The organism is Streptomyces katrae (assembly GCF_000966975.1).
GTDB lineage: Bacteria > Actinomycetota > Actinomycetes > Streptomycetales > Streptomycetaceae > Streptomyces > Streptomyces katrae.
The window spans coordinates 1-9,417 of record NZ_JZWV01000123.1; the positions used below are offsets into that span (position 1 = coordinate 1).

9 protein-coding genes are annotated in these 9,417 nt (G+C 72.3%); 2 read left to right on the forward strand and 7 right to left on the reverse strand.

Annotated features, from left to right (window positions below; all coding sequences use genetic code 11):
- Positions 1-62: 62 nt before the first annotated feature.
- Positions 63-812, reverse strand: coding sequence for a bifunctional DNA primase/polymerase (locus VR44_RS06660; RefSeq protein ID WP_045946444.1), 750 nt, complete (start codon positions 810-812; stop codon positions 63-65).
- Between the two features lie 164 nt (positions 813-976).
- Positions 977-1,621: a TetR/AcrR family transcriptional regulator gene (locus VR44_RS06665; protein WP_045946445.1), complete on the reverse strand. Its 645-nt coding sequence runs from the start codon at positions 1,619-1,621 to the stop codon at positions 977-979.
- Between the two features lie 151 nt (positions 1,622-1,772).
- Here VR44_RS06665 and ddaH point away from each other — a divergent pair, with 151 nt between their 5' ends.
- Positions 1,773-2,582 (forward strand): dimethylargininase, encoded by an 810-nt coding sequence (ddaH, locus tag VR44_RS06670; protein ID WP_045946446.1) that lies wholly within the window; start codon positions 1,773-1,775, stop codon positions 2,580-2,582.
- On the opposite strand, the gene VR44_RS06675 is transcribed toward ddaH, so the two are convergent.
- The gene (locus tag VR44_RS06675; protein ID WP_045946447.1) at positions 2,579-3,598 is read right to left on the reverse strand and encodes a small ribosomal subunit Rsm22 family protein; all 1,020 of its coding nucleotides are present in this window, start codon (positions 3,596-3,598) and stop codon (positions 2,579-2,581) included. The two genes, ddaH and VR44_RS06675, sit on opposite strands and share 4 nt — an antisense overlap.
- Before the next feature lie 9 nt (positions 3,599-3,607).
- On the reverse strand, positions 3,608-4,933 hold the full coding sequence (locus VR44_RS06680; protein ID WP_245691620.1) for a multidrug effflux MFS transporter: 1,326 nt from the start codon (positions 4,931-4,933) through the stop codon (positions 3,608-3,610).
- A 108-nt stretch (positions 4,934-5,041) separates the two neighbouring features.
- On the opposite strand from VR44_RS06680, the gene VR44_RS06685 reads away from it, so the two are divergent.
- The gene (locus VR44_RS06685) at positions 5,042-5,803 is read left to right on the forward strand and encodes an SDR family oxidoreductase (RefSeq protein ID WP_045946449.1); all 762 of its coding nucleotides are present in this window, start codon (positions 5,042-5,044) and stop codon (positions 5,801-5,803) included.
- 109 nt (positions 5,804-5,912) lie between these two features.
- On the opposite strand, the gene efeU is transcribed toward VR44_RS06685, so the two are convergent.
- The 3 genes from efeU to efeO are packed head-to-tail and all read right to left on the reverse strand — an operon-like array spanning position 5,913 to position 9,249.
- The gene (efeU, locus tag VR44_RS06690) at positions 5,913-6,749 is read right to left on the reverse strand and encodes an iron uptake transporter permease EfeU (RefSeq protein WP_045946450.1); all 837 of its coding nucleotides are present in this window, start codon (positions 6,747-6,749) and stop codon (positions 5,913-5,915) included.
- 30 nt (positions 6,750-6,779) lie between these two features.
- Entirely contained in the window at positions 6,780-8,066 is a 1,287-nt protein-coding gene (gene efeB / locus VR44_RS06695; protein WP_211275030.1) for an iron uptake transporter deferrochelatase/peroxidase subunit, read from the reverse strand.
- Positions 8,067-8,097: 31 nt separating this feature from the next.
- Positions 8,098-9,249, reverse strand: a complete 1,152-nt coding sequence (gene efeO, locus VR44_RS06700; protein WP_045946451.1) for an iron uptake system protein EfeO — start codon at positions 9,247-9,249, stop codon at positions 8,098-8,100.
- Between the last annotated feature and the right edge of the window lie 168 nt (positions 9,250-9,417).

Genomic DNA, 9,417 nt, shown 5'->3' on the forward strand with positions numbered 1-9,417 from the left:
GCCCCGGGAAACGGAGAAAGGGCGGGGCGGGGAGGAGCTCCGCGCAGCGGGACCGGCGGGGCCTAGCGGCCCAGGGGCCAGGCGACCGCCGAGGGGGTCTGGTCCGCCGCGCCGGCGTACTGGGCGCACGCGTCCGTGAGGGTTTCCAGCAGGGTCAGCGGGTCCGGCAGCGGATGGCGGACGTCGCGCACCCACGCCACGGCGAAGTCACCGGGCAGCGCCGCCGGCGGAAGCAGCACGTAGCTGCCGCGGCAGTGCCACCGCAGGCCGGGGTGCTCGTCCATCGTCTCGGGGTGGCAGTCCAGCTCGCAGGGCCACCACTCGTCCTCGTCCTCGGGCGTACCGCGCGTGGCCGTGAAGAAGAGCATCCGGGCCTGGTCGCCCGTGCCGCCCGACTCGGCGACCGGGCCGACCTCGACGCCGGCGGCGAGCAGGCGGTCCAGGGCGCTGCGGCCGGCTTCCAGGGGGACGTCCAGGACGTCGTGGACCATGCCGGTCGCGGTGATGAAGTTGGCCTGGGGCTGGTTGCGGGCCCAGCGTTCGATCTGGGCGCGGTCGGTGGTCGACTGGGTCTGCCAGGCGAAGGAGACCGGGTGCCGGGCGGGCGTGGGACAGCCGATGCGGTCGCACGAACATCGGTAGCCCACGGGATGGGCGGCGGGGGCGACCGGGAGTCCGGCGGCGGCGACGGCCACCAGGAGCGCTTCGCGTTCCCTGCCGGGGTCCTCGGGAGTGGGTTTCGAGCGGCGGCGCAGCCACTGGGAAATCCTGCTCTGCTCGCCGCGTTTGACGCGGCCGGACTCAGACCCCATCTATCCCCTCACCTCACCGTTGCCCCGGCAGACCGATCCATGGTCCCACCATCCCGCGGGCCGGGTGACCGCACCCCCCATTCCGGCCCCCGCGCCTACTTCCCGCCAAAAACGCACAATCCGGCCATAAGTTCCCGGCCTTGGCGAGGTCACGGGGTGTCCGGCTATCGGACGGTGACTTTTGCCACGTCGTCCGCGCCGCCGGCCGTGGCTCCCGCCACCCCGCCCAGTACGGAGTCCACCAGTGCGTCCGTGAAGGCGTGCGTCAGCGGCCCCGTGCGCATCAGCCACCGGTACGTCAACGGCCCGACCAGCATCTCCGTCACCAGCCGGACGTCGGTGTCCGCCGCGAGCTGGCCGGCCTCCCGGGCCGTCCGCAACCGGGCCTCGTACAGGGCGAGCTGGGGCTCCAGCAGCTGCTCGGTGAAGCGGGCCGCCAGCTCGGGGTCGGTCGCCCCGGCCGCGGTGAGGGCGCGCGCGGGGGCCTCGTAGCGGGGGTCGGCGAACTCGTCCACGGTGGCCCGCAGGACGGACTTCAGGTCGGCCGCCAGGTCACCCGTATCGGGGAAACCGGACCAGCCCGTTTCCGTCCAGGCCTCCCCGGAGAGCGCCAGCGACGCGTCCAGCAGGACGGCCGCCTTCGAGGGCCACCAGCGGTAGATGGTCTGCTTGCCGACGCCCGCGCGGGCCGCGATGGCCTCGATGGTCAGCTTGTTGTAGCCGACCTCGCCGACGAGGGCGAGGGCGGAGTCGAGGATGGCGCGCCGGGAGCGCTCGCTGCGGCGGCTGGAGTCCGGAGGCTTGCTCATCGGCCCAACGTACCAACTCCGGCGAGACGTCTCGTCTTCTGGCCGTTGTGGTAAACCACCCGATCAGTTCACTGTGCGACCGCATCCTGAGGAGAGACGATTCTCTCCGTACACACCCGTACCGTGAGTCCGCAGTCGTGAGGAGCCTGCTGTGCGCAGAGACGCCACACCCCGGCGCTACCTGATGTGCCCACCCGCACACTTCAAGGTCACGTACTCCATCAACCCGTGGATGGACCCCACGAAACCGGTGGACCTGCCCCTCGCCCTCGCCCAGTGGGAGGACCTGCGGGACCGCTACCTCTCCCTCGGGCACACCGTCGAGACACTGGAGCCGGACCCGGACCTGCCCGACATGGTGTTCGCCGCGAACGGCGCCCTCGTCATCGACGGCCGGGTCCTCGGGGCCCGCTTCGCCTACCCGGAGCGCACCGCCGAGGCGGAGATCCACCTCGACTGGTTCCGGAGCCACGGCTTCACCGACATCCACGAGCCCTCGCACGTCAACGAGGGCGAGGGGGACTTCGCCGTCACCGCCGGCTACATCCTGGCGGGCCGGGGCTTCCGCTCCAGCCCGCTCTCGCACGACGAGGCGCAGGAGTTCTTCGGCCGCCCCGTCATCGGCCTCGACCTGGTGGACCCGCGCTACTACCACCTGGACACGGCGCTGTGCGTGCTCGACGGCGACGAGATCATGTACCACCCGCCGGCCTTCTCCCCGGGCAGCCAGGCCGTGCTGCGCAGGCTCTTCCCGGACGCCCTGCTCGTGGACGCCCCGGACGCGGCGGCCTTCGGCCTGAACTCGGTCTCGGACGGCCGGCACGTGCTGCTCCCGCAGGCGGCGACCGGCCTGCTGGCGCCGCTGCGCGAGCGCGGGTTCGAGCCGGTCCCGATGGACCTGGGCGAGCTGCTCAAGGGCGGCGGCAGCGTGAAGTGCTGCACCCAGGAGCTGCGTCCTTAGACGGCCGGGGAATCCGGGGCGTCGGCGGGGGGCCACTGCTCGCCCCACTCGGCGTCCCGGGCCGCCTTGTACAGGCCGCCGTGGCGCTTGGTGACGGTGGCCCGGCCCAGCCCGGTCTCCTCGGGGCCGCACAGGTCCAGCAGGACCAGGCCCTTCCGGATCTGCGGCCTCCGGGTGATCCGTGAGGGGACGGGGGTCGTGGGGAAGCGGGTCGCGGCGACGTAGCTGAACTTCTCGTCCTCGTACGGGAGGGAGCCGCCCTTGACCTTCCGGTGCAGGGAGGAGCGGCTGACCCGGGCCGAGAAGTGGCACCAGTCCTGGCCCACCTCGATCGGGCAGGCCCCGTCGTGGGGGCAGGGCGCGGCCACCTTCAGCCCGGCGGCGATCAGCTGGTCGCGGGCCTCGCGGATGCGCAGGTACCCCTGGGGCGTGCCCGGCTCGATCAGGACGACGGCCTGCCCGGCGCGGGCCGCCTCCGCGACGACCGCCCGGCGGGCCTCGGCGGTCAGCTCGCCCAGCACGTACGAGACGGTGACCAGGTCCGCGTCGGGCAGGGCGATCCCGGCGCCGATGACGGCCCGGCGCCAGTCGGCCGTGCGCAGGGCGTCGGAGCCCGAGCGGGCGGCCAGCTCCTTGCCGAGGGCGAGGGCAGGTTCCGCCCAGTCCAGCACGGTGGTCGTGCGGGGCCCGTCCCATACGGCGTCCACGGCCCAGGTCGCGGCCCCGGTGCCGCCGCCCACGTCCACGTGCGAGCCCGGCACCCACCGCGGCGCGGCCTCCGCCAGCCCGTCCAGCGCGGAGCGCACGGCCTCGAAGGTGGCCGGCATCCGGTACGCCGCGTAGGCGGCGACGTCGGAGCGGTCGCGCAGCACGGGGGCGTCGGTGGGGGTGGTGCCCCGGTAGTTGGCGATGAGCCGCTCGACGGCGGCCGCGGCCTGCTTCGGCGGGAGTCCGTCGAGCAGCCCGCCCAGCGCGCTGCGGAGGGTTTCGGCGGTGGTGGGGGCGGTGGCGTTCACCAGCGAAGTTTACGGCGCGGCCGGGGCTGCCGGGTCGGCGGCCGCGGCCATCGGCTCCCGCTCCCGCCAGGGCCGGCACAGGGCGAGGAAGCAGCCGGCGGCCAGCAGCGAGCAGCTCAGCTGGACCAGGGCCATCGGCACGGCGGTCCGCTCGCCCGCGATCCCGACCAGCGGAGAGGCGACGGCGCCGACGAGGAAGGAGGAGGTGCCCAGCAGGGCGGACGCCGATCCGGCGGCGTGCGGGGTGCGCATCAGCGCCTGTGCGTTGGTGTTGGGCAGGACCAGGCCCATCGTCGACATCAGCACGAACAGGGCGGCGGCGACGGGGAGCAGCCCGACCGTCCCGAACACGCCGGTGGACATCAGCAGCAGGGCCACCGAGGCGGCGGTGAGCACGGCGATGCCGACCGCGAGGACCTTGTCCAGGCTGACCCGGCCGACCAGCAGCTTGCCGTTGACCTGGCCGACGACGATCAGGCCGACGGAGTTGAGGCCGAACAGCAGGCTGAAGGCCTGCGGGGAGGCGCCGTAGATCTCCTGCACCACGAAGGGCGAGGCGGAGATGTACGAGAAGAGCACCGCGAAGGCGAAGCCGCCCGCCAGGGTGTACCCGGCGAAGACCCGGTCGGAGAGCAGCCCCCGCATGGTCCGCAGGGCGGCGCCCACGCCCCCGGTCTGGCGCCGCTCGGGCGGCAGGGTCTCACCGAGGCCCCGCCAGACCACCAGGGTCAGCGCGAGGCCGACGGCGGTGAGGACGACGAACACCCCGCGCCAGTCCGCGAAGCGGAGCACCTGGCCGCCGATCAGCGGGGCGACGATCGGGGCGGTGCCGGATATCAGCATCAGGGTGGAGAAGAAGCGGGCCATCTCGACCCCGTCGTACAGGTCGCGGACCACGGCCCGCGCGATGACGATGGCCGCCGCCCCGGCCAGGCCCTGGAGCAGCCGGAAGCCGATGAGCAGTCCGGCGGAGGGGGCGAGGGCGCATATCGCGGTGGCGAGGACGTAGACGGCCATCCCGGTCAGCAGGGGCCTGCGCCGTCCCCACTTGTCGCTCATGGGCCCGATGACCAGCTGGCCGAGCGCCATGCCGGCGAGGCAGGAGGTGAGGGTCAGCTGGATGGTCGCGGCCGGGCTGGAGAGGGCGGCGGTGACCTCCGGCAGGGCCGGGAGGTACATGTCCATCGACAGCGGGGGCAGGGCGGTCAGGCCGCCCAGGATGAAGGTGACCAGCAGACCGGTACGCCGGGCGGCGGTCAGGGGGACGGCGGCGGCGGCCGAGGGGGAGGCGGACGGTTCGTGCGAGGGGGCCGCGGAGGGGCCTCTCTCCGACATACAGAACTCCAGTCTTTTCATCTGCTTTATGCACCCCTGACCGGCCCATGCTCTCAGCTGTCGGAACGTTCCGGGCCGGATGTCCGGTGTGACGTACTCTGCGGCCCCATGAGCGCACGTGGGAACAAGATCGCTGTAGTGACCGGGGCCGGCTCCGGGATCGGCCGCTCCGTGGCCCTCGCCCTGGCCGGGGCCGGCTGGTCGGTGGCCGTGGCCGGGCGCCGGATCCAGCCCCTGGAGGAGACCGCCGCGGCCGCCGGGGAGGGCGCGGACGTCCTCCCGGTCCGGGCGGACGTGAGCGACCCGGCGGACGTCGCCGCACTGTTCGGGGCGGTACGGGAGCGGTACGGCCGCCTCGACCTCCTCTTCAACAACGCCGGCACCTTCGGCCCCGCCGGTGTCCCGCTGGAGGAGATCGCGTACGAGGACTGGCGCCAGGTCGTCGACGTCAACCTCACCGGGGCCTTCCTCTGCGCGCAGGGGGCCTTCCGGGTGATGAAGGAGCAGGACCCGCAGGGCGGGCGCATCATCAACAACGGCTCCATCTCCGCCCATGTCCCGCGCCCGAACTCCATCGCGTACACGGCGACCAAGCACGCCATGACCGGGCTGACGAAGTCGCTGTCGCTGGACGGACGCCCCTACCGGATCGCCTGCGGCCAGATCGACATCGGCAACGCGGCGACGGACATGACCGCGCGCATGCAGACCGGGATCCTCCAGGCGAACGGGCAGCTGGCCGTCGAACCGGTGATGGACGCCGCCGATGTCGCCCGCACGGTCCTGCACATGGCGGAGCTCCCGCTGGAGGCGAACGTCCAGTTCGCGACGGTGATGGCGACGGCCATGCCGTACATCGGCCGCGGATAGCCGCGGCACGGGAAGCGGAACGGCGCCCGGTTCGTCCCCGCGGAGGGGGGAACGAACCGGGCGCCGGGTCTTCGAGGCGGGCCCTGGGGGGCGCGCCATCGGGGGCGGGCTACTTCACCGCGGCCGGGGTCTTGGCCGCGCCGCGCACGCTCGCCGGGAGCAGGAACAGGGTCAGGACCGCCGCGAGGTACAGCGTCCACACCACCAGCTGCGCCACCGTCGGGTCGGGCTGGAAGTTGAAGACGCCCTTCAGCAGGACCCCGTACCAGCTGTCCTGCGGGACCGCCGAGCTGATGTCGAACGCCTTGTTCTGCAGGCCGCCCAGGAACCCGGCCTCCTGCAGGTCGTGCACCCCGTACGCGAGGACGCCCGCGGCCACGACGACCAGCATCCCGCCGGTCCACGTGAAGAACTTCGACAGGTTGATCTTCAGCGCGCCCCGGTAGAACAGCCAGCCCAGCACGATGGCGGTCGCGATGCCCAGCAGCACCCCGATCAGCGGCGCCGAGGAGCCCTCGCCGCTGGCCCGCACCGACGCCCACACGAACAGCGCCGTCTCCAGGCCCTCGCGGCCCACCGCCAGGAACGCGGTCGCGACCAGCGCGCCGGTGCCCATCGCGAGCGCCGCGTCGAGCTTGCCCTGGAGCTCGCTCTTCAGGTGCCGCGCGGTCTTCTTCATCCAGAAGACCATCCACGTCACCAGACCGACCGACACGATCGACAGGCTGCCGCCGAGCAGCTCCTGCGCCTCGAAGGTCAGCTCCTGCGTGCCGAAGGTGAGCAGCGCGCCGAACGCGAGCGAGATCGAGCAGGCGATCCCGATGCCGAGCCACACGGGCCGCAGCGCGGCCCGGTTGCCCGTCTTCACCAGGTAGGCGACCAGGATGCAGACGACCAGGCTCGCTTCGAGACCCTCGCGCAGGCCGATCAGATAGTTGCCGAACACGGCGTTTCCTCTCCGGAAGGGACTACGCGACTACGCGAACAGCGTCCGGCCCCACCAGTCGTCCTTGTCGCGGACGCCCGGCGGGACGGCGAAGACGGCCGAGCCCACGTGCTGGATGTACTCGTTCAGCGCGTCGTTCTTCGACAGCCGGCGCTGGATCGCGACGAAGCCCTTGCGGACGTCGCGCTGGTAGGCGAGGAAGAACAGGCCCGCGTCGAGCCGGCCCAACCCGTCCGTGCCGTCGGTGAAGGAGTAGCCGCGGCGCAGGATGGTCGCGCCGTCGTTGCTGTCGGGGTGCGCGAGGCGCACGTGCGAGTCGGGCTTCATCGCCTTCAGGAACGGCTCGTCGCGCTCCTTGGACTTGCCGACCGGGGCGCCCTCGCCCTTGTCGCGGCCGAAGATGTCCTCCTGCTCGCGCAGGGAGGTGCGGTCCCAGGTCTCGATGTGCATCCGGATGCGCCGGGCGACCAGGTACGAGCCGCCGGTCATCCAGTCGCTTCCGTCGCCCGCGCCGACCCACACGTGCTTGTCCAGGGCGGCGGTGTCGGTGCCGGAGATGTTCCGGGTGCCGTCCTTGAAGCCCATCATGTTGCGCGGGGTCTGCTCGTCGGGCGTGGTCGACGAGGTCTTGCCGAAGCCGAGCTGCGACCAGCGGACCGCGACCTTGCCGAAGCCGATGCGGGCCAGCTGGCGGATGGCGTGCACGGCGACCTGCGGGTCGTCGGCGCAGGCCTGGACGCACAGGTCGCCGCCGGAGCGGGCCTGGTCCAGGTTGTCGCCCGGGAAGGCCTCCAGGTCCACCAGGGCCTCGGGGCGCTTGCCCTCCAGGCCGAAGCGGTCCTTGGCGAACAGGCCCGGGCCGAAGCCGATGGTCAGGGTCAGCCGGGAGGGCTTGAGGCCCAGGGCCTCGCCGGTGTCGGTCGGCGGGGCCTCGGGCACGCCCTCGAACACGTCGCCGACCGGCAGGCCGGCCGTCATCAGCCGGGCCGCCGCCGTCCAGTCCTTGAGGAGCTTGACGAGCTCCTCGCGGTCCTTCGTCTTCACGTCGAAGGCCGCGAAGTGCAGCCGGTCCTGGACGGCGCTGGCGATGCCCGCCTGGTGCTCGCCGTGGAAGGCCACGGCCGCGCCGGCGGAGGCCGCCGGCGTGATGTCCTGGCCGCCGTTGAACGCGGCCACGGCGCCGCCGGCCGCGGCCGCGCCGAGCGCCAGCCCGGCCCCGCCCCAGCCGAGGACGGCGCGGCGCGAGGGCGCCGGGGCGCCTCCGGTGGACTCCTGGGCCTCGTCCTCGGACACCTTCGGCTCCTGGGCGTCGGTCATGATGGGATCTCCCGCTCTGCCTGGCTGTGGACTACTTGGCGACCGCGGCGGCCAGCTTCGAGAGCGGCTCGGCCAGGGCGCTGACGCCGTCCGAGAGCTCCTTGCGCTGGGCCTCGCCGACCTTGTCGTACGAGGTGAACTCGTAGGTGTTCTTGTCGGCGCGGTACTTGTCCAGGAGGGTGTTCAGCGCGGCGAACTGGGTGTCCAGCTGCTTGGCGAGCTCGGGGTCGTTCTTCGCGGTGACGGCCTTGAGGAGCTCGTAGGACTTCTCGGCGCCCTCGACGTTGGCCTTGAAGTCGACCAGGTCGGTGTGGCTGTAGCGCTCCTCCTCGCCGGTCACCTTGCCGGTGGCGACCTCGTCGAGGAGCTCCTTGGCGCCGTTGGCCATGGAGGTCGGGGTGATCTCGGCCTCGCCGACCTTCTTCTGCCAGGCGGTGAGGTCGGTGATCAGGGTGTCGGCGAGCTTCTTGTCGTTGTCGTCGATCTTGTTTTCCTGGAAGAGGGACTTCTCCAGGCGGTGCCAGCCGGTCCAGTCCTTCGCCGGGTCCTGGCCGGCCTCCAGGCCGTCCTCGCGGACGTCGACCTTCGGGTCGATGTCGCCGAAGGACTCGGCGACCGGCTCGGTGCGCTCCCAGCCCAGGCGGGAGGGGGCGTAGGCCTTCTTCGCGGCCTCCAGGTCGCCGGCCTTGACGGCGTCGGCGAAGGCCTGCGCCTTCGGCAGGGTCTCGTCGGCCTGCTCCTGGACGTACTTGCGGTACGAGGCCACGGCGGCGTCCAGCTCGGGGCTGCGCTTCTCGGCGGCGCCCTTGCCGGTGGCCTTGACCTTGGTGCGGATGCCGTCGCCCTTCATGCCGGGCTTGCAGGCGAAGAGGTAGTCGCCGGCCTTGATCTCGGCGGTGATGGTGGCCTTGGTGCCGGGGCCGATGTTCTCGCGCTCGGCGACGATGCGGTCGTCCGGGAAGAGCACGTACAGCTCGGTGACCTTGGAGCCCTTGTTCTCGACCTCGATGGAGACCTTGCCCGCCGGGAAGTCGGTCTTGGAGACCTCGCAGGCGCTGTCGGTCGCGTTCACGTGGATCACGTCCGAGCCGCCCTTGTCGCTCTTCTCCGCGCAGCCCGTGACGGCGGTGAGCGCGGCGACGGCTGCGGCCGCGGTGAGAACGGTGAGGCGGGCGGGGCGCATGAGGGCTCCTGGCGGGGTGGAGGCGTGGGGCAGCCTGGTGAGGCGGACCTAACTTAACCGAGGCTTACCTGACCGATGCCCACTCGTCCAGTGATTCAGCTCTCACCTGCGGGTCCCGGACACGGGCCCATCACGGCCCCTCCATGACCGGATCAAGCGAAAGTCAAG